The 25,763-nt window shown below is 31.9% G+C and carries 22 protein-coding genes; 13 read left to right on the forward strand and 9 right to left on the reverse strand.

All coding sequences use genetic code 11. The features are described from left to right. Positions 1–74: 74 nt before the first annotated feature. Positions 75–1,394, forward strand: coding sequence for a histidine--tRNA ligase (gene hisS, locus ACJDUH_RS15705; RefSeq protein WP_406766149.1), 1,320 nt, complete (start codon positions 75–77; stop codon positions 1,392–1,394). An 84-nt stretch (positions 1,395–1,478) separates the two neighbouring features. Here the strand turns inward: hisS and ACJDUH_RS15710 are convergent, their stop codons facing one another. From ACJDUH_RS15710 to ACJDUH_RS15720, 3 genes are all read right to left on the reverse strand, one after another. Next, entirely contained in the window at positions 1,479–2,246 is a 768-nt protein-coding gene (locus ACJDUH_RS15710) for a histidinol phosphate phosphatase (RefSeq protein WP_406766210.1), read from the reverse strand. Positions 2,247–2,353: 107 nt separating this feature from the next. Continuing rightward, positions 2,354–2,689 carry a hypothetical protein gene (locus ACJDUH_RS15715; RefSeq protein WP_406766150.1) on the reverse strand — a complete coding sequence of 112 codons (336 nt, stop codon included), beginning with the start codon at positions 2,687–2,689 and terminating at the stop codon, positions 2,354–2,356. A 265-nt stretch (positions 2,690–2,954) separates the two neighbouring features. Then, positions 2,955–3,305: a hypothetical protein gene (locus ACJDUH_RS15720; protein ID WP_406766151.1), complete on the reverse strand. Its 351-nt coding sequence runs from the start codon at positions 3,303–3,305 to the stop codon at positions 2,955–2,957. Between the two features lie 190 nt (positions 3,306–3,495). Here ACJDUH_RS15720 and ACJDUH_RS15725 point away from each other — a divergent pair, with 190 nt between their 5' ends. Together ACJDUH_RS15725 and ACJDUH_RS15730 are read left to right on the forward strand one after the other, a co-directional pair. Beyond that, a complete protein-coding gene (locus ACJDUH_RS15725; RefSeq protein WP_406766152.1) occupies positions 3,496–4,221 on the forward strand; it encodes a DUF2161 family putative PD-(D/E)XK-type phosphodiesterase in 726 nt (241 codons plus the stop codon). Between the two features lie 22 nt (positions 4,222–4,243). Beyond that, a complete protein-coding gene (locus tag ACJDUH_RS15730; protein WP_406766153.1) occupies positions 4,244–4,852 on the forward strand; it encodes a histidine phosphatase family protein in 609 nt (202 codons plus the stop codon). Positions 4,853–4,858: 6 nt separating this feature from the next. On the opposite strand, the gene ACJDUH_RS15735 is transcribed toward ACJDUH_RS15730, so the two are convergent. From ACJDUH_RS15735 to ACJDUH_RS15750, 4 genes are all read right to left on the reverse strand, one after another. Continuing rightward, on the reverse strand, positions 4,859–5,320 hold the full coding sequence (locus ACJDUH_RS15735) for a DUF441 domain-containing protein (RefSeq protein ID WP_406766154.1): 462 nt from the start codon (positions 5,318–5,320) through the stop codon (positions 4,859–4,861). A gap of 186 nt (positions 5,321–5,506) precedes the next feature. Further along, on the reverse strand, positions 5,507–6,610 hold the full coding sequence (locus tag ACJDUH_RS15740) for a C40 family peptidase (RefSeq protein ID WP_406766155.1): 1,104 nt from the start codon (positions 6,608–6,610) through the stop codon (positions 5,507–5,509). A 188-nt stretch (positions 6,611–6,798) separates the two neighbouring features. Then, entirely contained in the window at positions 6,799–7,374 is a 576-nt protein-coding gene (locus ACJDUH_RS15745) for a response regulator (RefSeq protein ID WP_406766156.1), read from the reverse strand. Positions 7,375–7,490: 116 nt separating this feature from the next. Continuing rightward, on the reverse strand, positions 7,491–9,362 hold the full coding sequence (locus ACJDUH_RS15750) for a sensor histidine kinase (protein ID WP_406766157.1): 1,872 nt from the start codon (positions 9,360–9,362) through the stop codon (positions 7,491–7,493). A gap of 283 nt (positions 9,363–9,645) precedes the next feature. Between ACJDUH_RS15750 and ACJDUH_RS15755 the strand changes: the two genes are divergently transcribed. Continuing rightward, on the forward strand, positions 9,646–11,490 hold the full coding sequence (locus ACJDUH_RS15755; RefSeq protein WP_406766158.1) for an APC family permease: 1,845 nt from the start codon (positions 9,646–9,648) through the stop codon (positions 11,488–11,490). Between the two features lie 73 nt (positions 11,491–11,563). On the opposite strand, the gene ACJDUH_RS15760 is transcribed toward ACJDUH_RS15755, so the two are convergent. Both ACJDUH_RS15760 and murC read right to left on the reverse strand, forming a co-directional pair. Continuing rightward, positions 11,564–12,277 carry an HAD family hydrolase gene (locus ACJDUH_RS15760; RefSeq protein WP_406766159.1) on the reverse strand — a complete coding sequence of 238 codons (714 nt, stop codon included), beginning with the start codon at positions 12,275–12,277 and terminating at the stop codon, positions 11,564–11,566. A 51-nt stretch (positions 12,278–12,328) separates the two neighbouring features. Beyond that, positions 12,329–13,711 (reverse strand): UDP-N-acetylmuramate--L-alanine ligase, encoded by a 1,383-nt coding sequence (gene murC, locus ACJDUH_RS15765; RefSeq protein ID WP_406766160.1) that lies wholly within the window; start codon positions 13,709–13,711, stop codon positions 12,329–12,331. Positions 13,712–13,892: 181 nt separating this feature from the next. Between murC and purR the strand changes: the two genes are divergently transcribed. The 9 genes from purR to mfd all read left to right on the forward strand — a co-directional run bounded on the left by purR (position 13,893) and on the right by mfd (position 25,753). Then, positions 13,893–14,708, forward strand: a complete 816-nt coding sequence (gene purR / locus ACJDUH_RS15770) for a pur operon repressor (protein WP_406766211.1) — start codon at positions 13,893–13,895, stop codon at positions 14,706–14,708. 99 nt (positions 14,709–14,807) lie between these two features. Then, a complete protein-coding gene (spoVG, locus tag ACJDUH_RS15775; protein WP_406766161.1) occupies positions 14,808–15,092 on the forward strand; it encodes a septation regulator SpoVG in 285 nt (94 codons plus the stop codon). Positions 15,093–15,258: 166 nt separating this feature from the next. Continuing rightward, the gene (gene glmU / locus ACJDUH_RS15780) at positions 15,259–16,629 is read left to right on the forward strand and encodes a bifunctional UDP-N-acetylglucosamine diphosphorylase/glucosamine-1-phosphate N-acetyltransferase GlmU (protein ID WP_406766162.1); all 1,371 of its coding nucleotides are present in this window, start codon (positions 15,259–15,261) and stop codon (positions 16,627–16,629) included. A gap of 56 nt (positions 16,630–16,685) precedes the next feature. After that, a complete protein-coding gene (locus ACJDUH_RS15785) occupies positions 16,686–17,645 on the forward strand; it encodes a ribose-phosphate pyrophosphokinase (RefSeq protein ID WP_406766163.1) in 960 nt (319 codons plus the stop codon). Between the two features lie 424 nt (positions 17,646–18,069). Then, positions 18,070–18,756 carry a response regulator gene (locus tag ACJDUH_RS15790; protein ID WP_406766164.1) on the forward strand — a complete coding sequence of 229 codons (687 nt, stop codon included), beginning with the start codon at positions 18,070–18,072 and terminating at the stop codon, positions 18,754–18,756. After that, positions 18,757–20,190 carry an ATP-binding protein gene (locus ACJDUH_RS15795; protein ID WP_406766165.1) on the forward strand — a complete coding sequence of 478 codons (1,434 nt, stop codon included), beginning with the start codon at positions 18,757–18,759 and terminating at the stop codon, positions 20,188–20,190. A 91-nt stretch (positions 20,191–20,281) separates the two neighbouring features. After that, positions 20,282–21,532, forward strand: a complete 1,251-nt coding sequence (locus tag ACJDUH_RS15800) for a S1C family serine protease (RefSeq protein ID WP_406766166.1) — start codon at positions 20,282–20,284, stop codon at positions 21,530–21,532. 81 nt (positions 21,533–21,613) lie between these two features. Further along, positions 21,614–22,189 carry an aminoacyl-tRNA hydrolase gene (pth, locus tag ACJDUH_RS15805; protein WP_406766167.1) on the forward strand — a complete coding sequence of 192 codons (576 nt, stop codon included), beginning with the start codon at positions 21,614–21,616 and terminating at the stop codon, positions 22,187–22,189. Positions 22,190–22,234: 45 nt separating this feature from the next. Next, complete coding sequence (gene mfd / locus ACJDUH_RS15810; protein WP_406766168.1) at positions 22,235–25,753, forward strand: transcription-repair coupling factor; 3,519 nt, start codon at positions 22,235–22,237, stop codon at positions 25,751–25,753. The last annotated feature ends 10 nt before the right edge of the window (positions 25,754–25,763 follow it).

Here is a 25,763-nt window from a genome sequence, read left to right on the forward strand (position 1 = left end):
TTATAAGATAAATAATAGAAGGCCATCGGTTTTCATACTAAAGCTGATGTTCTACAAGTTAGGAGATGAATTATATGGACAGACAAATTGTTAAACCTTCCACATTACCAGGCTTTTTAGAGTGGCTTCCTGCAGATCAAATTGCGTTTAATAAAATGATGGATACTATAAGAAAAAATTATGAAAGATATGGATTTATTCCAGTGGATACTCCTGTGATTGAGAAATCTGAGGTACTTTTAGCTAAAGGAGGCGGAGATACAGAAAAACAAATTTATAGATTTACTAAGGGCGATACTGATCTATCTTTAAGATTTGATTTAACCGTACCACTAGCAAGATTCGTATCTCAGCATTTAGGTGAGTTAAGCTTTCCATTTAGAAGATACCAAATAGGAAAGGTTTATAGAGGAGAAAGAAATCAAAAGGGTAGATTTAGAGAATTTTATCAATGTGATATAGACATTATTGGAAATGGGAAATTAAATATAATAAATGATGCTGAAATTCCAAGTATAATTTATTCTACCTTTACTGATTTAGGCTTTGATTCTTTTACAATTCATATTAATAATAGAAAAGTTTTAAACGGCTTTTTTGATTCCCTGGGGATAAATAATAAAATGGAAACTCTTAGAATCGTGGATAAGTTAGACAAGATTGGTATGGAAGCTGTAAAAGGCGAGCTTAAGGAAATTGGCTTAAGTGATGAGGCAAGCACTAAAATAGAGGAATTTATTAATATCATTGGAAGCAACGATGAGATTATAGAAGGACTAAAAGCATTAAACATAGAAAATGAAGAATTTGTATTAGGATTAGAGGAGCTTTCCCAGGTAGTTTATTATATAAGGCAGTTTGGAGTTCCAGATAAAAATTTTGCTATTGATTTAAAAATAGCTAGGGGACTAGATTATTATACCGGAACAGTTTATGAAACTATACTAAATGATTATCCAGGTATAGGCTCAGTATGTTCTGGAGGAAGATATGATAACTTAGCTGAGTATTATACTACGCAGAAACTTCCTGGAGTTGGTATTTCCATAGGCTTAAGTAGATTATTCTTCCAGCTTAAAGAAGCAGGGTTTTTTAAAGAAAGTACCTCTTCAACCTTAACTAAGATACTCATTGTACCTATGGATGAAAATATGAGTTATTCCATTGGAGTTTCAAATGAACTTAAAAAGGCTGATATAATTTCAGAGGTCTATTTTGAAGGCGGGAAGTTTGCAAAGAAACTTAATTATGCTAATAAGCTTGGAATTCCATATGTAATTATAATAGGCGAAGATGAAATAAATAGCGGAGTTCTAACACTTAAAGATATGGTAAAGGGAGAACAATTCAAGCTGACTGTGGTTGAAATTATTAATAAAGTTAGGAATTCCTGATAAATAATTAAAATAAAGTTTTTCTTCAATAATATTAGGGTGCTGTAACAAAATAATTTATATTTTGTTACAGCACCATTATTCTTATTTAATATATTCAGGTTTTCTTTCCTTAAAGTAAACAGGTTTTAAATTACAATAATCTGCTATATTTTCTGCATGATGAAAATGATTGCCTAAGTCTTGAACTCTATGAGAATCTGAACCTATAGTTACCAGTCTGCCTCCAAGCTCATAATATCTTTTAAAAATTTTTTTAAAGTTATCTATTACCTGCAGCCCATCTAATCTTCTTGTATTTATTTCTAAAACTGTATTATTAAGAACAGCTGCCTTTAGAATCTCATCAATATAATCAGAAAAGTCTTCATAATATATTTCTGAATCCGAATATGCTGCATATCTGGATATGTAGTCTATATGTCCAAGAGCATTTATAAAGTTATGGGTATTAATACAATTAAGCATACACTTAAAATATTCTGCATAAGCTTCGGTTTTACTTTTATTTTCATAAAAAGTTTTTGTATATAGATCCACATTATCCACAAGGTGAATAGAACCAATAACATAGTCAAAGGGGTATTTTCCTATTAAACTCCTATTTTCATCTATACAATCATCTCTCATACCTAGTTCAATACCAAGAAGTAGATTTGAACCTTTGTATCTTTCATATTGCTTAAAATAATCATCTTGATTAAATTTAAATTTACTTTCAATAGGATAATTTATGTCCATATGTTCAGTTATAACTAAACCTAAGTTTAATTCTTCTGATTTTTTTATAGCATCTTCAATTTTCATTCTTGAATCTGTTGAAAATGAAGTATGTACATGACTATCAAACATATTCATTTTATGCCCCCCTTATAACATTTATATAATTTAAATAAAGCTTTTCCTATAAAAATTTGACGGTAAACAACTTGTGAAAAATTGTAAACCGCCTTAGTGCTTTAATCAAAAGATTTTATTCCTTTTACCTTTCCTTTAAGGGCCTTTAATCTTCCGTTTACATAATTAACAAGTTCTCTTTTGTCATCTTTTATATCTGCTGGAGCGCTTGAAACTATACTCATAATATCAAGCAAATTAGCTTTTGTTTCATCAAATATCTCATTTGAAAGAACTTTATTTTTTACTCTCCAATATGCATTATTAAACTCGTCAGCCTGTCTTTTATTATAATGACCTTTTTCAATACCAAATTGGAATAGATCTGCTGCAGACTCTAATTCTTCTAAATCCTGTATTTCTAAAGTCTCCTTAATAAGAACTTGAAATTCTTTCATTATGTCACCTTCCTTGCTTTCCTTCGTTTAAACTCTGAGTTTGTCATTAGTAACACTCTATTGTTTGATATAAATATTTTAAGCCTTTGTGACTATTCATATACTGGAGCATATTGGGCTTAATTCCATGTCCATTTCACATTATAACAGCTTATGCTTATTCATACAATTTATATAATTAATATAATTTTAGATTAAATAAAAATTTTAGATAAAACGAAAGTCCCTTTGCATGAATATGCTAAAGGGACTTTATTTTTGAAGTCTACCATGAATCAATTTTTAATGTAGTATTCAAGGTAGCAGTACTATTCTCACTTTTACTTGTAAAAGTATTGTAAATAGACTCTGAATTTGGGATGTTTTCAAAATATAAATTATTATAAGCCTGAGTCTTTGATGCTGTGCCAATATTATTATCAGCACCTATGCTTGGAGCTTTGATAAAAAAATTATTTGATTCAGCATTTGTAGGGTTAGAACCTTGTGCCTGAGCCTTATGGTTTTCAGCTGCTGAAGGTGGTGAAGTGTTATTTTTCATTTGTTTTGTAGCATATAGAGCAGCTGCAGCACCTGCTATAAATGAAGCTGCTGCAAGTTTTCCTTTGTTGCCCATAAAAATCCATCTCCTTATTTATAAATCTCACTATATGTTTTAAACAGTTTCCTATAATTTATACATAAAAAGAAATTCATATTTCATAAGATTTTTGTGGTATAATTTTATGGTAAAGCTTTAGTTAAAGGCTTCTTATGAAATGCTTGTTTTTCAAAGCTTAAGGTAGAATTTAGCTGGGAGTGATGCTATGAACATAGATGAGAAGCAAAAGATTCTAGAAGAAGATTTATGCGGACCTGTATCAAGATTTTTAACTAATAATGGATATACGGTTCGAAGTGAAGTAAAATATTGTGATATCACCGCCCTAAAGGATAATGAACTTATAGTAGTTGAACTAAAACGAAATTTAAGTGTAGACCTGCTAGTCCAGGCAGTTAAAAGACAAAAAGCTGCTGATTTAGTATATATAGCAGTTCCAAAACCAAAAAGAATGATAGGAAATTCTAAATGGAAGGGAATATGTCATTTATTAAGAAGACTAGAGCTTGGACTCATATTAGTTTCCTTTAAAGGTATGGAGTCCTTCGTTGAAGTTCCTATAGAGCCTGTTTATTTTAATAGGGAGAAAAGCAAGGCAATTAATAGAAAAAAAAGAGAAAATATCATTAAAGAGATAAATGGAAGATACTGTGATTTAAATGTAGGTGGAAGCACAAGAAGAAAACTTGTAACTGCCTATATGGAAAGTGCCATCTTCATAGCATGCTTACTAAATAAATATGGAGCCTTATCACCTAAGGAACTAAAAAATTTTGGTACAGATAATAAAAAAACTAACTCAATACTATTAGAAAATCATTATGGCTGGTTTAAAAAAGTGAAAAAAGGGATTTATGAAATAAATGATTCTGGTAAAAACGCTCTAGGACAGTACAAAGAGTTAGCTGATTTTTATAATAGTAGAATATGAGAAAACTGAAAGGAATCAAATTATGTTAAGATTGTATATAACTAGACATGGGGAAACAGAATGGAATATTGAAGGACGTATGCAGGGATGGAAAAATTCTAACTTAACTGAAAGAGGAAGGATGAATGCCATAGCTTTAGGGCAGTCCCTTAAAGATATAGAGTTTAAAAAGGTATACTGCAGTCCGCTTGATAGGACGAAGGAAACTACAGAATTAATTTTTAAAGGACGCAATATAGAAGTTGTTTATGATGATAACTTAAAGGAAATTAATTTAGGGGAGCTTGAAGGGCTAAATCAAGAAGAAATAAAAAATATTTATCCTGAATTTCAAAGCCATTTTTGGAAGAATCCTCAAGAATATGTACCGATTTCAGGAGAAGGCTTTTATGATGTTAAAGATAGAGTCATAAATGCTTTACAAAGAATTATAAGAGAGAATCCAGAGGGAAATGTTATGATTGTAACTCATGGAGTTGTATTAAAAACAATTCATGCTTATTTTAAGGACCTAACTTTGGATAGACTTTGGGATCCTCCCTTTATTTATGATACTAGCTTGACAATAGTAGAAATAGAAAATGGGATAGCCAAAATTATTGTGGAAGGGGATATATCTCATATAAAATAATTAGATTTATTTGTTACCTAGGATATGGTTAATAATTCTTACTACTTCATAGGCAATTCCAGAGGCAATTAAAGGTCCTACTGGAACTCCACCTAAGAAGGACACCCCAACAATAGAACCAAGAACAACTCCTGTTAACACATCTGCATTACCTTGTGTAAAACTTACTCCTCTAAAAGCTAAAACCACTACTAAAGCACCCATAATAAATGATACAGCTCCGTTAATAGTTAAAAGGCTTTTAAAAGTGGACAAACCTAAATAAGACTTTTTAATAAGTGGTATCAGCATCCACATCATTAAAAAAATCATTCCTAAGTCCATAAAATATTTTTCGATGAAATCAATTGCCTTTTGGCTATTTGTAAGAGATATAACAAAAATAATTAAAGATGCTGCTCCTAGGTTTTTATTTCTAGTTACAAGGGATATTATGACTAATAATAGAATTACAAATTTATATAACACTTGTGGACTCCAAAGGCTTTCTTTCATTTATTATTTTATTCCGAAAACAAAATTTTGTTCATAAATGATTATTTTTATTAAAATTTAATAATTTAATATTAAGGGTTATTAAGAGAAAATATAAAAAGATATACTTACAAAGCATATCTTTTTATATTTTAGTGTAATTTTAACTTTTTTATAAACTTACATTACTCTTCTTGCAGTTAAGTAATCGGATCTATTTATAGAAGCTATTTTAACAACATCCCCAGTATGTGGTGCATTAATGTAAACACCATTTCCAACATATATACCAACATGAGTTGGATTGCCACTGCTGCCGAAGAATATTAGGTCTCCTGGTTCAAGAGCATCTCTTGATACAGCATAGCCATTGTTTATTTGATCATAGGTTGTCCTACCAATTGTTACTCCAAAATGCCTGTACACATATTGAGTAAAACCAGAACAATCAAAACCTGATGGAGTTGTTCCGCCCCACAAATAAGGTGTGCCTAAAAAATTAGAGGCATATGCAATAACAGCATTGCTTGAAATTGGAACAGCACCTCTTGAAGGAGTATATTTAGGTACCGAACTTCTTATAGCTTCAATTTGCTTCATGGTTTCATTTAATGCAGATTGAGAAGCTGATACTTTAGAAGAATACAGCTTTTCCTGAGCTTTGGCTTGTACAATTAATTTGCTTTGGTCAGCTTTATCAGAATTAAACTGAGCAAGTTTTTTTTCGTTATCTGCTTTTAAAGCCAAAAGTTTGGTGTTTTGAGCATCTAAAGCATCTTTCTTCTTATTTATTTCTTCTTGTTTTGCTTTTAAATCGGCAATTATTTTGTTATCATATTCAACGATTTTGGTTATTGCTTCTACATTAGATAATAGGTCACTAAAGCCCTTAGAGGATAAGATAATATCAAGATATCCATCAGAACCATTAATATACATGGCTCTCATTCTTTGGCCAAATAAATCTTTTTCAGCCTTTGTATCATCTTCAGCCTTTTGAAGGTCCTTTTGTGCTAATTCAATATTTTGCTGTGTAATGGTAATCTGCTTTTTATTATCACTTATTTGTGACATAACACCTTCAATTTGATTATCTAATTTTTCAATTTTGGTTTCTAAATCCTGTGAATTAGATTGTGCATTTTTTAGTGCTTGCTGATCTTGCTGTAGTTGACTTTTCTGATTCTGTAATTGAGTTGATAAAGGATCAGCTAGTACAGTAGTACTAATTGAGATTACAGTTACAGTCGTAAAAAGCGAAACATACTTCATAAGTTTATTCATACTATTCCTCCAGCTATGTATTTAAATTATGTTATAACAATCCATTAGATGGATATGATTTTGTATGATGCACATTACGTGCAAAAAAACATTATTTTTTGTTTTACATCTATACTATAAAACTATAACATACTTTTGTAAAGCTTGAACATGGAAATTTGTAGAAAATGTTATTTTATAAGGTATAATTACATGAATTGCTTAGCCATATTATAAAATAATTCCGCCTCCTTAATATCCCCTTTTAATTCATAAACTCTTGCAATGAGGCTGTATATATCACTGCATTCAATATCTATAGCTAAGGCTTTCTTTAGGAGTGTTAGTGCCTCATCTAATTGAGAATTGCTTATTGATTTTTCAGCTAGTTTAATAAGCTGTGAAATATTATCTTGCATTGGGAATGTGGTTAATTCTATTTCATCAAGCAGAGTCTTTACTTTATCTGCTGTAAAGGGCTTTTGAAGATAGGCTACTGCACCGAGCTTTGTACATTCTACTGCATTTTTAACGGTAGCAAAAGCAGTCATGATTACTATAGGAATATTTATATTCAATGATCTAATTTGTCTCAAGACCTCTGTACCGCTAATCTCTGGCATTTTTATATCAATAAAGGCCATGTCTATATTTTCGGTCCTAAAAATTTCAAGTGCCTCAGAGCCATTTTTGGCAACTACCGGAGCATAACCATATAACTCCAAACAGGTAGTTAGTAGTATCCGTATATTTTTTGTATCATCAACTATGAGTATTTTTTTCATTTATTTTTTCCTCCTTTCAGTCGGAAACACGGGGTAATTAAACCGTGTTCGTTTCACTCATAAATTACCCGTAAAAGCCCATTTAGGGCTTTTACCTCCTTATGGCAAACTACCCGTTAAAGACCATTTAGTACTTTAACCTTCTTATCATTGAAATCAGCAATTGGAATAGTAAAAGTAAAGATACTTCCAAGTCCAAGGGTGCTTTCACACCAAATTTCACCACCTAAAGACTCAACAATTTCTTTAGATATTGAAAGTCCAAGACCTGATCCCTTAGTTTCAGAATCCTGACCCGGCACCTGTACAAATTTATCAAATATTTTTTCTTGATAATCCTTAGGAATTCCAGGTCCTGTATCTGAAACTGAAATACACATTTTATCTTGACTTACAAAAGCATATATTTCGATTTCGTCACCTAAAGAAGTGTATCTTAATGCATTTGATATTAAATTATTCAATACCCAAGTTGCCTTTTCTAAGTCTACATTTACTTTTGGCAGTTTAGATTCTATGTCATAGTGAAGAAAAACTTCCTGATTTTTTGCCTGATCTACAAACAACTTAACGCTATTTTCTATAACTTCTAGTACTGAATAGGACTTAATATCATAGATGGCTCTACTTGATTCTATTTTAGATAAATTTAGCAAATTGTTTACTAGAGAAAGTAATCTCTCGCTATCTTCAGTAATTGTAGATATAATTTCCTTTTGCTTTGTATTTAACTCTCCAATTAGTTCATTAGTTAATAAATTTGTACCAATGGTTATTGAAGTAAGTGGCGTTTTAAATTCATGAGAAATAGTTGCTATAAAGTCAGATTTTATTTTTTCAATTTCCTTTAGTTGGGTAACATTCTGAAGCAAAACTACTAGACCAGTAGTTTTACCTGAGGGATCTATTAGTTTACTTACAATTATGTTATAGTAGTAATCTTTACTGTCAATATTAAAATATATTATCTTTTTTTCTATATCTTTATCCATGGAATCATGGATGCTTTTAATACATTCATATAAATCCACGTTATTTATAACTTCAAAAAAGTATTCGTTTATAACCTCTGTTTCCTTAATGTTAAAAACACTTTCACAGGCGTTATTTAAAAGAATAATTCTATAATCCGTATCAAGAACAATTAATGGATCAGCTATACTTTTTACTATAGTTATAGACTTGTTTTTTTCAGATAAAAGCTGGCCTAAGGTACTCTGCTCAAATAAAAGAAGTCTTTTTGTCATATTGTTAAATTCTATAGTTAATTCCCCTACTTCGTCGCTAGAAATAATAGGAGCCTGTTTGTATAAATCTCCAGCTCTAACTGCTTTCATAGTATCCCTTAAGGAATATAGAGGTTTCAAAATTTTTTTTATTGATATCATTGAAAGTAAAAAACCAATAATTACAGAAATAGTTGATATTATTAGGAATATATACATGGACTTTATAGAATAGCTTGTAACTTTATCTTTGCTGCTAAACATATCTTCTTCATTAAGCATTGAAATCTTAGATAGTATCTCTTTTATTGTCTCAAAGGTTGGATTAATGTTTAATTTGTTGTAAATAACTGCTGAATTTAAGCCCTTTTGAGTATCAATTTCCTGCAGCTTTGAAAAATATGTTAAGTACTTTTCATAGTTAAGAGAAAGCTCATTAACCAGTTCTTTTTCACCCGGTTCAGTTATATTATTAGCTTCAACATTGTAATATTCATAAAATTTTATTTCATTTAAATGAAAAGCTTTAATACCTTCCTCATGATTACCATCCATATAAGTAAGAACAGCATTATTTTGTTCTTCAAGAGTTTGATACATATTATTAATGGCTTTTATGCTTTTATAATTTCTAACCATTAGACCATTTATTTGTTTGCCTAAAATATAGTTGTTAAACGTAGAAAAACAACCAATTGCACCAATAATTATTACTAAAATTATATAGATTATTGTAAATTTAGATTTTAATGTCTTAATCATAATATTCCTCTTTAATAAAATGGTTTTATTAATTTAATTCTTATAGTAAAACCTTAAAATAATAAATGTGGATAAGCTATTTAAAGATAGTTTCTTATAATTGCCTATAGTAAATAGGATAAATTTTATTACTGAATTTTGGAAGACTTAGCTTTAATTATAAATCATAGTATAATTGCTTAGTGGTTAAAATAATATTACATTTTAAACATTTAAAACACAAGATAATTTATGATTTAAATATTTTTAAAGAAGATTACGCAGTTTCAAGGGGGTAAATATTTTGTTTGGAAAGTTAAAAAAACTTTTAATAGGAAAGCCGCTTAAGAATGAGGAGCTTACTGGTGAAAAGTTCAATGTACTTTGGGGACTTCCCATATTATCAAGTGACGCAATTTCATCAGTTGCTTATGCAGGAGAAGAAATACTTTGGGTTTTAGTTCCAGCAATTGGTTTATTAGCTTTTAAGCAAATGTTCTATATAGCATTATGTATAGTTGGATTACTGGTTATTTTAGTTTTTTCCTATAGGCAAACTATTGATTCCTACCCAAATGGTGGGGGTTCATATATAGTTGCCAAGGATAATTTAGGAGATAATTTCGGATTAACAGCAGGAGCCTCACTATTAATTGACTATATACTAACTGTTGCTGTTAGTATTACAGCAGGAACTGCTGCAATAACCTCAGCAATTCCTAGCTTAATTCCTTATAGTGTATTAATAAGTGTAGCAATTGTTATTTTTATGACCATAGGAAACTTAAGAGGACTGAAAGAGTCTTCAAGAATATTTGGATTTCCAACCTATTTATTTATTATTTCAATGATAAGTATGATTATATATGGCTTTTTTAAGGTTTATATTCTAAAAATAACGCCCACTACATCTGTTCAAATACCTGCGGGTACTGAAAGTATAACCTTACTCTTATTATTAAGAGCATTTTCCAGTGGTTGTACTGCACTAACTGGTGTTGAAGCAGTAAGCAATGGTATTCCAAATTTTAGAGAGCCTGCTCAGAAAAATGCAAAGATGACATTAATTTTACTTGCAACAATAGTATTATTTATATTTGGAGGTACGTCTTTACTTGCTACAGCTTATCATGCAGTGCCAACCAAAGATGTTACTGTTATAGCACAAATAGCAGAGCAGGTTTTTGGAAAGACCTTTATGTATTATGCGGTTCAAGTAACTACAATGTTAATATTGGTAATGGCTGCCAATACAGCTTTTAGTGATTTACCGCTGTTATTATCCATAATATCAAGGGATAAATATCTTCCAAGGCAATTTACTAAGAGAGGTTCAAGACTATCCTTTACAAATGGTATAGTGCTGCTTGGGACATTAGCAATATTATTAATAATAATCTTTAAGGGTGACACTCATTCATTATTGCCACTTTATGCAGTTGGAGTTTTTATTTCCTTCACATTATCTCAGACTGGTATGTTTGTAAGATGGATAAGACTAAAACACAGCGGCTGGAAACATAAGGCTGCTATAAATGGAATAGGTGCCATAGTTACATTCGTTACTGTTATTAGCATAGGCGCAACGAAATTCATACACGGAGCTTGGATTATCATAATTTTAATACCTTCCTTCGTAATACTTATGAAATTAGTAAGGAAGCATTACAAAAACATAGCCCACGAGCTTACATTAAACAAAGAACGAATTGAAATTGAGAATAAAGTCTTTGAGGTTAAAGATTTTGTAATAGTTCCAATAGAATCCTTAAATAGAGCCTCTTTGAAATCTTTAAATTATGCAAAGCATTTATGTGACGAAAAAAGAATTGTTGCACTTCATGTTACTACTGATATGGAAGAAGCAAGAAAATTACAGGAGAAATGGAAAGCCTGTGGAATTTCAATAAAATTAGTTATAAAATATTCACCCTATCGTGACATAGTAAACACTCTTATTAAATATGTGGAATCACAAGAGCATGAAAGTAAACCTGGAGATATAATAACCATTGTAATATCAAAATTCATAGTGAGACATTGGTGGGAAAATATTTTTCATAATCAGACTGGTACAATTTTAAGGCATCAGTTATTAAAGGACAGACATATAGCTGTTGTTACAGTGCCTTTCGTACTTGATAAATAATTATAAAGAAGGGGCTATCTCAAAGTAAATTTTAATTTACACTTTGAGATAGCCCCTTCTTACTGATTTTCAATTAAATAACCCTAGGAAGGTCTTTAACAAAGGCATAAAAGTCCTCGTAATAGCCTTCATAATCAGTTATAATTTCTTCCTCGCTTCTATGAAGGATATGATCCTTTATTAAATAGGTCTTTAATCCAAGTTTTCCGGAAATCAAATCCTCCTCTACGTCATTACCAACCATCATGCACTCCTCGGGCTCTTTATCTAAATCCTTAAGGATTTCTTCATAATACTTGGTTTGAGGCTTGCAATAATGATTTTTTTCATAATGAGATATATACTCAAAGTCGGAAGGCTCGAAGCCAGCCCAACGAATCCTGTGATGTATAGCCTTTAGTGGGAAAAGAGGGTTAGTAGCAATAACGGTTTTATAACCCTTTTCCTTTAATAATTTAACACTTTTCTTAATAAACTCATTTTCATGTACTGCGGTTTTTGCTTTTAAAAATTCAGAATCATAAAATTTATCAAAACGATCTTTATATACATCTAGGTCCCCATTAATTCTATTTTTAAAGTCCTCCATAAAAACTGTTTCATTAGTTTTATAATCAAGATTATTTATCATCTCATTTGTTGATGCCCAGACATTGGTGATTAGTTCTTTAGGACTTATTAATTCTCCTAAATAGCCTGCCATTGATTCGAAATATATTTTTTCAAAGCTTTTTACATCCATTGGCAGCAGTGTGCCGTCTAAGTCAAATAGTATAGTATTAATCATAGAGTTCATCGCCTTTCAATGTAAGGTATATTCTATTTATTCATAGAAAAGTTATGGAAGATAATTTAAGTACATTTCTCCGATTCTATAAACATCTCCAGCTCCTACAGTAAGGATTAAATCTCCTTCTTTGGCTGCGGAGAATAGATAGCTAACTATTTCTTCAAAGCTGTGTAAATTCCTACAGCTTTGTCCGAGTTCACGAATTTTGTCTCCAAGCATATCGGAACTTACTGTATTTGTAAACTGTTCCCTTGCTGCATAAATATCCGCCAAAATAACTTCATCAGCATTAGAAAAACAGTTTACAAAGTCGTCAAATAGTGTAAGTGTCCTTGAATAGGTATGGGGCTGAAAAACACATAGTATCCTTTTATGGGGATAGTTTTTTGAGGCTTCTAAAACTGCTTTTATTTCCGTAGGGTGATGTGCATAATCATCTATTACAGTAACCCCATCTCTAATTCCCTTTAGCTCAAATCGTCTATGAGTTCCAAAATAACCTGCTAGGCCTTCTATTATATGTTCATAAGGTACATTAAGACTTAGTGCTGTACATATACTAGCCAAGCTGTTTAAAACATTGTGTTTTCCCGGAACATTTAAACATGCAGAAAATAGTTTTTCGCCATCTTTAAAAACATCAAAGGAGGCACAGCCTCTATCATTATAGATAATATTTTTTGCAGTAATGTCGCCTGAGTTTATTCCATAAGTAAGAACGTTACTTGTAGAGGCTTCAATAATTGGTTTCAGTTTTTCATCTTCTGCATATGCTACTAAATAGCCATTCTTAGGAATAAGTTTAGAAAATTCCATAAAAGTTTCTTGTATATGATTTATATCTCTGTAAAAATCCAAATGATCCGCATCAACATTTAATATAACTCCAACATAGGGGAAGAATTTTAAAAAGGAGGCTTTATATTCACAGGCTTCAGTTATAAAATACTCACTTTTTCCTGCCTTAACATTCCCATCAATAATATCTAATTCCCCGCCAACTAAAATTGTTGGATCTAAATTTGCATGCAAAAATATATGTGAAACCATGGAGGTAGTTGTAGTTTTACCATGAGTACCTGATATTGCTATATTATACCTATGACCTTTCATAATTTCCCCTAGAAATTCTGCTCTATCCATTACAGGCAGCTTTAAAGCCCTTGCCTTTTGAAGCTCTGGATTACTTTCTGAAACTGCAGCAGTGTAAACTACTAAATCAGCATCATTAATATTTTTGCCATTATGACCAAGGTAAAATTCTGCACCTTGTTTTACAAGCTTATCTGTAATAGAAGAAGCTTTCATATCTGAGCCGGATACCTTATAATTATTTTCTAGTAAAATTTCTGCTAGACCGCTCATACTAATTCCGCCAATACCTATAAAATGTATTTTTTTATGTTTATCTCTTAAAAAATCGAAAGACAAAGTACCATCTCCTCGTTTTAATAACAATCATATATAATTATATACAAAAAAATTAAAAAGAAACACCCTTCTATCATTAAGATTTGATTCTTCTTGATATTAATTAATAAAAAGAATAAAATATGAATAAAAAGAAAATTTTTAAAAGAATAGTTCGGAAATCTAATTAATGGGTGATGATATGGAAAAATACAGCAGAAATCAAAGAATTACTGGCATCATGAAGCAGCTTATAGAAAATCCAAACAAAGTTATAAATTTAAATACTTTTACTGAAAAATTTAATGCTGCAAAATCAACTATAAGTGAAGATATTTTAGTAATTAAGGATACCTTTATTAAGCTTGGTATGGGTAGGGTTGAAACAACCCTTGGTGCAGCAGGAGGAGTAAGATATATCTGCGGCATGTCTCAGAGGGAAAGAGAAGAGTTTGTAAATTTCCTTTGCCAGGTTTTAAGCGAAGAACACAGGATAATTCCAGGTAATTATATTTATATGACCGATATTATGTATAATCCTGAAATAATTAAAAGAGCTGGGATTTTGCTTGCTTCTGCCTTTATTGATAAAGAAGTGGATTATGTAGTTACAGTTGAAACCAAGGGTATACCACTTGCATATGAAGTAGCAAAGCTTTTAGGAGTTCAGCTTGTAATTGTTAGAAGAGATAATAAGGTTACTGAAGGAACTACTGTAAGTATAAATTATGTTACTGGTTCTAGTAAAAGGATTCAGACTATGTCATTATCTAGAAAAGCTCTTAGAAATGGCAGCCAGTGTATCTTTATTGATGATTTTATGAAAGCTGGAGGAACAGCACGGGGCATCATTAATTTACTCAAAGAGTTCGATAGTAAAGTAATTGGTATCGGAGTACTTATTGAAGATATTGAAATCTCAGAGAAGCTTGTTGAAGACTATATTTCAATAGTGGAATTTGCTGGAATAAATGATGAAGATACCGCTGTAGTTTTCCCATCAAAGTATTTTCAATAGGTAAATATTTAAAAAAATATTAAATATTTTGAAAAATTAGAAGGAAAAAACGAAAATGTGTTGAATATAAATGTATAAGCATCGTGGAGGTGGTTTTATATGCAAATTACAGATGTAAGAGTGAGAAAAGTAGCAACTGAGGGTAAAATGAAGGCAATTGTCTCTGTAACCTTTGATAATGAATTTGTTGTTCATGATATTAAGGTTATTGAAGGACAAAATGGTCTTTTTATTGCTATGCCTAGTAGAAAAACTCCAGATGGAGAATTTAAGGATATAGCACACCCAATTAATACTCAGACTAGAGAAAAGATTCAAGAGTCAATTCTTGCAGAGTATGAAAAGGTTAAAAATGATGAAATCACAGTTGCTGAAGAGCAATAAATTAAAAAGGAGCTTTTAGGGCTCTTTTTTATTTTCGACTAATTAATTTGCAAGGTTGCAAATTAATAACGTATAAAATATAATATAAGGGGCGTTTTTTAAAAAAAGGTCGGAGGCACAAGGGTTAATAATCCTTGTGTGCCACAGAGAACTGCAGGAGGGTATTATGTTTAAATGTGCTGCCATATTAGCTGCTGGTGAAGGAAAGAGAATGAAATCAGATATACCTAAGGTGTTGCACAAGGTGTGCGGCAAGGAAATGGTTAATCATGTTATTGACATCATGAGAAAATCTGAAATTGAATCAGTAAATGTAATCGTTGGAAAAGGTGCAGATAAGGTTAAGAAAGGTACCGAAGATAGAAATGTAAGTTATTCACTACAAGCTGAGCAACTTGGTACTGGTCACGCTGTTATGTGTGCTAAGGATTTTTTAGCTAACAAAACTGGGGTTGTTGCAATTTTTACTGGCGATGCTCCACTTATAACTGAAGAAACAGTTAGAAATTTACTTAAATTTTATGAAGAGGGAAATTATAAAGGAGCTATATTAACCTCTATTATTGAAAACCCAGCTCATTATGGAAGAGTAATAAGGGATTCTAAAGGGGATGTACTTAAAATAGTTGAGGCAAAGGACTGCAGTGAAGAGGAATACAAAGTTAAAGAGATAAATGCAGGAATGTACTGCTTTGATATAGAGGCACTTTTAAATAGTTTAGATAAACTTACTAATAATACTGCACAAGGGGAATACTATTTGACAGATATAGTTCAAATTTTACAATCAGAAGGCCTCAAGGTTGGAGCTATGGTAATTGATTATGAAGAAACCATAGGAATCAATTCCAGGATAGAGCTAGCAGAAGCAGAAGTTATTTTAAGAAATAGAATTAATAAAAAACATATGGAAAATGGAGTTACTATAATAGATCCTAATACTACCTATATAGGCAGCGAAGTTGAAATAGGAAGAGATACTATTATATATCCAGGAAACGTACTTGAAGGAAATACAGTTATTAAAGAAGAATGCATACTTTATCCTAATTCAAGAATTTCTGATAGTATAATTGAAGCAGGGGTAACTATTCAAAGCTCTGTAATAATAGAAAGTCAAATTGGGGAAGGAACAACAGTTGGGCCTTTTGCATACATTAGACCTGAAAGCGTTATAGGAAAGCATGCAAGAATTGGTGATTTTGTGGAAATTAAGAAGTCTTCAATAGGCGATAATACAAAGGTATCACACCTTACATATATTGGAGATGCAGAGGTTGGAAGCGGCTGTAATTTTGGCTGCGGAACCGTTGTAGTAAACTATGATGGCAAGAAAAAATATAAGACTATAATTGGAGATAATGTTTTTATTGGTTGCAATACAAACTTAGTTTCGCCTGTGGTAGTAAAGGATAACGCCTACACTGCCGCCGGTTCAACAATTACATCAGAGGTTCCTGAAGGAGCACTAGCTATAGCTAGAGCTAAGCAGGTTAATAAAGAAGGCTGGGTAGAAAAGAAGGGCCTAAAAAAATAGATGAGTATGTACAAGAAAACTTTGTGTGCAGAATAAGGAATACGAGGAGGATACTTATGATAACCCATGGAAAAGGTATAAAAATTTTTACAGGTAATTCTCATCCAAAGCTAGCAAAAGAAATAGCTGATTTATTGGGTGCACCTGTAGGAGCATCAAAGGTTGGTACTTTTAGTGATGGAGAAATTTCTGTTGATATTAACGAAACTGTAAGAGGTGCTGATATTTTTGTTATTCAATCAACAAACGCTCCAGTAAATGATAATTTAATGGAATTATTAATTATGATAGATGCATTTAAAAGAGCATCTGCAGGAAGAATTACCGCTGTTATTCCATACTATGGTTATGCTAGACAGGATAGAAAAGCTAAGGCAAGAGATCCAATTACTGCAAAGCTAGTAGCTGATTTATTAACCGCAGCAGGTGCAAATAGAATACTGACTATGGATTTACATGCGCCTCAAATTCAAGGCTATTTTAATATCCCGGTAGACCATCTTTTAGGAGCACCAATACTTGCAAAATATTTTATTAGTAAAGGCTTTGCTGATAGAGACGATGTTGTTGTTGTATCTCCAGATTTAGGCAGTGTAACAAGAGCTAGAAATTTTGCAGATAAACTTCATGCTCCAATAGCTATAATTGACAAGAGAAGGCCGAAGGCTAATGTTTCCGAAATTATGAATGTAATTGGAGATATACAGGATAAAAATGTTATCCTTATAGACGATGTTATTGATACTGCTGGAACAATTTGTAATGCTGCAAATGCACTAAAGGATATGGGAGCTAAGGAAGTTTATGCCTGCTGTACACATTCAGTTCTGTCAGGTCCTGCAATAGAGAGAATAGAAGCTTCTGCAATAAAAGAACTTACAATGCTTAATACTAATGATTTACCTCAACACAGAATGTTATCAAAGTTTAATATACTTTCAGTTGGTCCAGTCTTTGCTGAAGCAATAAAAAGAATTTATGAAGATATGCCAGTAAGCAAGCTTTTCGAAGAATAAGCTGCAGCTTGAATAGTTTAACTTATTTAATTACAAATTATTTATAATGATTAATAAATGAAGAATGATGAATTATAATGGAATTATTCTGATAGTAGAAGTAATTTCATAAATGCTGATCTCTCTGTGAAAGGCATCAATAATTTATCATTCTTTATTTTTTTACTTCTTATTTATTTCTTATTAGTAAATTATTTGTAACTTTTTAAAATATACTATAAATTGTTATCTGATTTGTGATAAATTATATGTATGATTAATGAGAAACTAGTGAGACATAATAATATATATTTAAGAAAATAAGAGGCACATTAAAAGAGTATAGGAGACGTAATGGTTAAAATCATTACGTACTACAGAGAATAACAGGAGGCGTAATGATTAATAATCATTACGTACCCCAGAGGAATAACAGGAGGGTATTATGGAAGGAACAATTGGTAAAGTTTTAATAGTTGATGATGATGAAAACATATGTGAAGTAATTAAGATGTACTTAGAAAGTGCAGGATATTCTACAAGACTTTGTCATGATGGAAAGGATGCTTTAGAGGCGTTTTCAGAATATAGACCAGATTTAGTGCTTTTAGATATTATGCTTCCACATATTGATGGAATAGATGTTTTAAAGTGGATTAGAAAAGAAAATGAAACGCCAGTAGTAATGCTTACAGCTAAAGGAGAAACCTTTGACAAGGTATTAGGACTTGAACTTGGTGCTGATGATTATATAGTAAAGCCCTTTGAACCAAAGGAACTCCTTGCTAGAGTGAAGGCAGTACTTAGAAGATATAATGTGGAAAGTGTGAACAAAGAGGTCATAAGTTTTGATGATTTAGTTATCGATATAAATTCCTATACGGTAATATATAATGGGCAGGAAATCAAAATGCCTCCAAAGGAATTTGAACTTTTATATTATCTTTCCAATAATAAAAATAGAGTATTTACTAGGGAACAGCTTCTATGCGAGGTTTGGGGCTATGATTATCCTGGTGATTCAAGAACTGTAGATGTACATGTTAAAAGATTAAGAGAAAAAATACCTGGAGGAACTAATTGGCAGATAGAAACTGTCTGGGGAGTAGGATATAAATTTGAGGTGAAATAGATGAGGCTTAAGTTAAGAAAAGGTTTATTTTCTAAAATGATAGCTACATATTTTTTGATTGTAGCAATTAGCTTCATTATAATAGCTACCTTTTTATCAGTATGGTTTCAAAATTATTATTTTTCTCAAAGAAGACATCAGCTTCAAAAGGAATCCTTATTAATAAAAGATATTGCAATTGACCATATGAAATATACAAATATATATTCGGTAGATGAAAGAAAGCAAGCTTTAAAATTTTTAAGCAGTTATTCTAGTGCCGATATATGGCTTGTTGATGGTATTGGATCTGTTTATTCTGTATCTGATGATAAATTTGATAGTTTAATAGGGACACAGGTTCTTTCCAGCGGTCTTGATGAATTAAGAGCGGGAAAGGTCTATGAAAGACAAGGTACCTTTGAAAATATAATATCAAATCAATCTCATATTTATGCCATACCTGTTCTGGACGAGAATAACGCCTTTTGCGGGGCCATTGTTATGATAACGCCCCTTAGTGAGATAAATGGACCATTAAAGGATGTTTATATAATTATTTGGGTTACTGCAGTTTTTGCCATAATAATTTCATCTTTTATTATTTACTACTTTTCTGAAAGAATAATAATTAAGCCTTTAGCAGAAATAAATTCTGTGGCAAAAAAAATATCTAAAGGCGATGTGGAAAAGAGAGTAAAAATAAATTCCAATGATGAAATTGGTGAACTTTCTGAATCCTTTAATTACATGGCAGACAACCTTGAGAAGGTAGAAAAAGCAAGGCGGGATTTTATTTCAAATGTATCTCATGAAATTAGATCACCAATAACTTCTATTAAAGGTTTTATTAGCGGGATTTTAGATGGAGTAATACCAAGAGATAAGGAAAATTACTATTTATCCATTGCCTATGAGGAAATTCAAAGGCTTACTAGGCTTGTAAATGATTTACTGGACCTATCAGCCATAGAAGCTGGACAATTTAAACTGAGGGTTGATGAACTTGATATAAATGAAATAATAAGGCTTACTGTTATAAAATTTGAAACTAGGATAAAAGAAAAGAAATTAAAGGTTGATGTATGTTTTAATCAGGAACATCAATATGTAGCTGGAGACAGAGACAGGTTAATTCAAGTTATGACTAACCTTCTAGACAATGCAATAAAGTATGTAAATGATGGCGGCAATATATCCATATATACAAAGATTAAAGGTGAAAAAGTACTTATTTCAGTATTTAATGATGGACCAACAATACCAAAGGAAGATGTATCTCATATATGGGATAGATTCTATAAGGCGGACAAATCAAGAACTTCAAAGGTAAGCACAGGCCTTGGACTCCCAATTGTGAGAAATATATTAACCCAGCATGGAGAAGATATTTGGGTTGAGAATAAAGAAGGAGAAGGCGTAACTTTTACCTTTACACTAAAAAGGATTAAATAATTAATTACAAATTGTTCATAGCTTTGTAAAGATATACTTATATAATTAAATAAGGGATAATAATTGAGAAAGTGAATTCGGAGGGACTTAGATGGAAAACAACGAGCCTAAGGACTATAAGACCGCATCTTGGGAGCAGGTTAGTCATGAAGGGCATCATTATGAAAGAGCTGAAATAAAGTTTAGAAGTAACAAAACCGGCAGGGTAAAATGCTTTTTAAAAGGTGTAGCTTTTATACTTGTTGCATCAGTTTCTGGTGGTGTAACAGCGGCTTATTTAATTAATTATAAGTATTCAACTTATCCCATGAGCTATGGAATCAACAATCCTTCCCTGATGGAGCAAACTAATACTGCTACAGCAGACATTCCAAAGAATTCAATAACCAAGGTCGCAGAATCAGTTGGACCAACTGTAGTTGGTATAAGTAATAAAAACGAAACCTTTTTTGGAGAGAGGACTAGTGGAAGCGGTTCTGGAATAATATTTGATCCTAATGGTTATATAGTTACTAATTATCATGTTATAGAAGGTGCGGAAAAGGTTACGGTTAAGCTAGTAAGCTCAAACAAGACCTTTGATGCAAAATATATTGGCGGAGATATAAATAGAGATATAGCAGTTATAAAAATAGACGCTAAAGGACTCCCTGTAGCAAAGTTTGGAGATTCCTCAAAGGTAAAGGTGGGTGATGTTTCAGTAGCTATTGGAAATCCCCTGGGAGATGAATTTGCAGGTAGTGTAACGGCTGGGATAATAAGTGCAGTAAACAGAAAAATTCAGGTCCAGGATCAAAGTACTGGCAGAACCACCAACTATACAGTATTTCAGACAGATGCAGCTATAAATCCAGGAAACAGCGGTGGAGCCTTATGTAATGAAGCTGGTGAAATAATAGGCATAAACAGCTTAAAACTTGGTGCAAGTTCCAATGTAGAAGGAATGGGTTTTGCTATAACAATTAATGAGGTTAAAACTGTAGTCGACAAGATTATGAAAGCTGAATATAAAGTTACCTCTAATAATGAGCCTAAAGTTAATACAAGCGATACGAGTAAGACTCCCGTGAAAATGGGTATTTCGGTAAGTAATGCAGTTCCTGAGCAAAAAAATGGTATTAAAGGTGCTTATGTTGAAGATATTGATCCTGATTTAGGGGCTGGAAAGGCAGGTATTAGACCTTCAGATATTATAACAGAAATAGATAAGGTCAAAATAACTACAGGAGATGATTATATGAAGGTTTTAAAGAATCATAAACCAGGAGATATAATTAACTGTAGTGTTTGGAGAAATGGGAAAACTCTTCAATTTAAAGTTACACTTTCAGAGAATAAATAAGGGGCTGTAATAGCCTCTTTATTATTTTTATGCTTTCGAGTAAAATAATACTATGTCACAAAATAAATGAGGTGTATTTAGATGTACTTAATAGTTGGTCTAGGAAATCCTGGTATAGAATATAGTCATACAAGGCATAACGTGGGCTTTGATGTTATAGATTTATTAGCTGAGAAGTATAATATAAAGATTAATAGGATAAAATTTAAAGGAAGCATTGGTGAAGGATGCATTGCAGGAGAAAAAGTAATCCTCTTAAAGCCCTCCACTTTTATGAACTTAAGTGGTGAAAGTGTCATAGAAGCTTCTAATTTTTATAAAATTCCAAAGGAAAATATAGTAGTTTTATATGATGATATAAGTCTTGAGGTAGGAAGGCTTCGAGTAAGACCAGAGGGCAGTGCAGGTGGACATAATGGAATAAAGAATATTATCCAGCATTTATCTTCTGAGGTATTTCCTCGAGTAAAAGTTGGAGTAGGGCAGCCTAAGGGAGATTTGGTTAGACATGTTTTGGGCAATTTCTCCAAGGAAGAAAGAGAAATTTTAAGTAAGGTCTTTCAAAATGCGGCTCTAGCTGCAGTATCAATTATAAGTGACGGGATAACTGAGGCAATGAACAAATACAATGGAATTGACATTACTAATTCCATATAATGTGGTTTTCCCATAGGAATTCATAATTCATATCGAGGTGTTACAATGCGTTTAAAGGGCTTAATGCAGCCTTTAAAGGACAGTAGGGAATTTAAAGAAATAATAAATGCAATAGAAAAGCACAGGTACCCAATTGGTGTATTTGGGCTTTCTGAGTCTGCACGAAGTTATTTAATAAATGGAGTATATGAAGAATTAGATAAACCACTGCTTATATTAACTCATAATGATGTGGAAGCTAAGAATATATATGAAGATTTAAACCTTTATCTTCCTAATGTCTTTTATTTTCCAACTAAGGAGGTAGTGTTTTATAATATTGATGCTATTTCTGGTGACTTAAGATGGGAAAGGCTAAAAGTTTTAAGAGAAATGAGTAAAAAGGGTAAGAAAATTATTGTTGCCTCCATAGAATCCTTGGCACAAAAATATATACCCTATAATTTATATAAAGAATATACTTTTAAGTTTAAAGTAGGAGATACCATTAATTTAGAAGAGCTAAATGAAAAACTTATACAATGCGGCTATGAAAGAATGGATGTAGTGGAAGCCAAGGGACAGTTTTCACTAAGAGGAGGTATAATGGATATCTTCTCTCCACTCTCTAGTATTCCCTTTAGAATAGAATTATTTGGGGATGAAATAGATTCTATAAGAAGTTTTAACACTGAGTCACAAAGAAGCATTGAAAAAGTAAAGGAAATAGAGATTTTTCCTGCAAAAGAACTTATATTGGAAAGGGATAACATTAAAGCTGCAGTTAGCTCTATAGAACATGACTTAAATACTATGTTAAGCTCCCTAAAGCAAAAAAAGAATAAGGAAGCTGTAGAAAAATTAAGCTCTACCATTAAAAATAATCTTGAAGCTTTAAAGGAGAAGTGGAATTTTGAAACTATAGACAGCTTTTTACCTTATTTTTATAGCAGCAACTCTACACTTTTGGATTTTATTAAGGATGGATTTATCTTTATTGATGATACACAAAGATGTAAAGGAAAATTGGATAGTGTGTATTTCGAGTTTGAAGAAAACTATAAAAATTTTTTATCCCTTGGCAGTATTCTTCCTGGTCAAGCTAATTTACTAATAGAAAAAGGTGAGCTTTTAGAAAAACTTAAGGTCAGTAATGTAATTACCTTAAGTTCTATTCCAAAGTCTACTACTATGCTTGCTCCTAGAGCTATTGTAAGCTTTACACAAATTACGCTGCATAATTACCATGGACAGTTAGATCTATTAATTGAGGATATAAAGGATAAAAAGGCAAGAGGTTTTAAAACCTTAATATTATCAGGTACAAGACCAAGGGGAGAAAGACTTGTAGCAACTTTAAGAGATAGAGGAATAGAAAGTAGCTATAGTGATGTATTAAATGAAATTAGTTATGGACAAGTGGCAATAACCTTCGGAAATCAACTTAGAGGATTTGAATATCCGGATTTGAAGATTTGCGTCATCTCAGATAAGGAAGTATTTGGAGAGGCTAAAAGGAAGCAAACATCAAAATTAAAAAAAGGTGTAGGCAAAATTAAGAGCTTCACAGAACTAAAAATAGGAGATTATGTTGTTCACACAAACCATGGTATTGGAGTATACAGGGGAATAAAACAGCTGGAACTGGATGGACACAAGAAGGATTATCTGCAGCTTAGCTATGAATCAGGAGACATGCTTTATGTACCTGTAGATCAGTTAGACCTTGTACAAAAATACATAGGCCAAGAAGGTAAGGCTCCTAAAATAAATAAATTGGGCGGAAGTGAATGGGCAAAAGCTAAAACTAAGGTTAAAAGATCAATTGAAGAGATTGCAGAAGATTTAGTTAAGCTCTATGCAATGCGTGCAACTTTAAAAGGTCACAGTTTCTCGAAGGATACTGTCTGGCAAAAACAATTTGAAGATGAGTTTCCCTACGATGAGACACCGGATCAATTAACCACCATTGAAGACATAAAAAAGGACATGGAAGATGATAAGCCTATGGATAGGCTTCTTTGCGGAGACGTAGGTTATGGAAAAACAGAAGTAGCTGTTCGTGCAGCCTTCAAGGCAGTTATGGATGGGAAACAAGTAGCATTTTTAGTACCTACAACCATACTTGCAGAGCAACACTATAATAATTTAGTACAAAGACTTTCTGATTTTCCTGTTAAAGTAGATATGATAAGCAGATTTAGAACACCTGCAAAGCAAAAGCTTACGCTTAAGGCAGTTAAAGATGGCGGCATAGACATACTGATAGGTACTCATAAGCTATTGCAAAAGGATATACAATTTAAAGATTTAGGGCTTTTAATAGTAGATGAGGAACAAAGATTTGGAGTTACTCATAAAGAAAAACTTAAAGAATTTAAAAAGAATATAGATGTTTTAACCTTATCAGCAACTCCAATTCCAAGAACCCTTCACATGTCCTTGGTTGGAGTACGAGATATAAGTGTTATTGAAACACCTCCAGAGGAAAGATACCCTATACAGACCTACGTTGTAGAATTTAATGACCAATTAATAAGAGATGCTATAATGAGGGAAATTAACAGAGGTGGGCAGGTATATTTTGTTTATAATAGGGTAGAAACTATTAGAGATATGGCTTCTTATATTCAAAAGCTTGTACCTGAAGCCAGGGTTGCAGTTGGTCATGGCCAGATGAGTGAAAGAGAGCTTGAGAATGTAATAATAGGTTTTGTAAAAAATGAGTATGATATTTTAGTTTCAACTACAATAATTGAAACAGGAATGGACATTCCTAATGTAAATACTATTATTATTAATGATGCTGATAAAATGGGGCTGTCTCAGTTATATCAGTTAAGGGGAAGAGTTGGGCGTTCCAATAGAATAGCTTATGCTTATTTAACATATAAAAAGGATAAAATACTAACTGAGGTAGCTGAAAAGAGGCTTAAGGCAATTAAGGAATTTACAGAGCTTGGTTCTGGCTTTAAAATAGCCATGAAAGACCTAGAAATTAGAGGAGCTGGAAACATGATGGGTTCTGCTCAGCATGGACACATGGCTGCAATAGGTTATGATCTTTATTGTAGAATGCTTGAGGATATGGTTAAGCTTATTAAGGGAGAAATTGAAAAGGAACCTATTGAAACAACAGTGGAACTTAAGGTTGACGCCTATATACCAAGTACTTATATAAGTGACGAGATGCAAAAGATTGAGGTATATAAAAAGATAGCAGCAATAAATTCTCAAGATGATAGGCTAGAAATTGAAGAGGAGCTTATAGACAGATTTTCTGATATTCCAGACTCAGTAATAAACCTAATTAATATAGCTTATATAAGAAGTATAGGTAAACAGCTTGGAATAGAAGAGATTAAAGAAAGAAATGAAGAATTTTTATTTCAATTTGATAGTGAGGATTATATAACAGATAATCTTATTAAAGTAATTATGGATAATCATAAAAAGAATGTTTCCTTTAAAAAAGATAAGAAGCCAATTTTAGTTTATAAATTAAAGGAGGTAAAGAAGGAAGAAGTAATACAAAAATTGATACAAATTATGGAAAATATTAAAGCTAGTGTTGCAATAAAGTAATATTGTGTTA

It is taken from the genome of Candidatus Clostridium radicumherbarum (genome assembly GCF_045310525.1).
Lineage (GTDB): Bacteria > Bacillota > Clostridia > Clostridiales > Clostridiaceae > Clostridium_AT > Clostridium_AT radicumherbarum.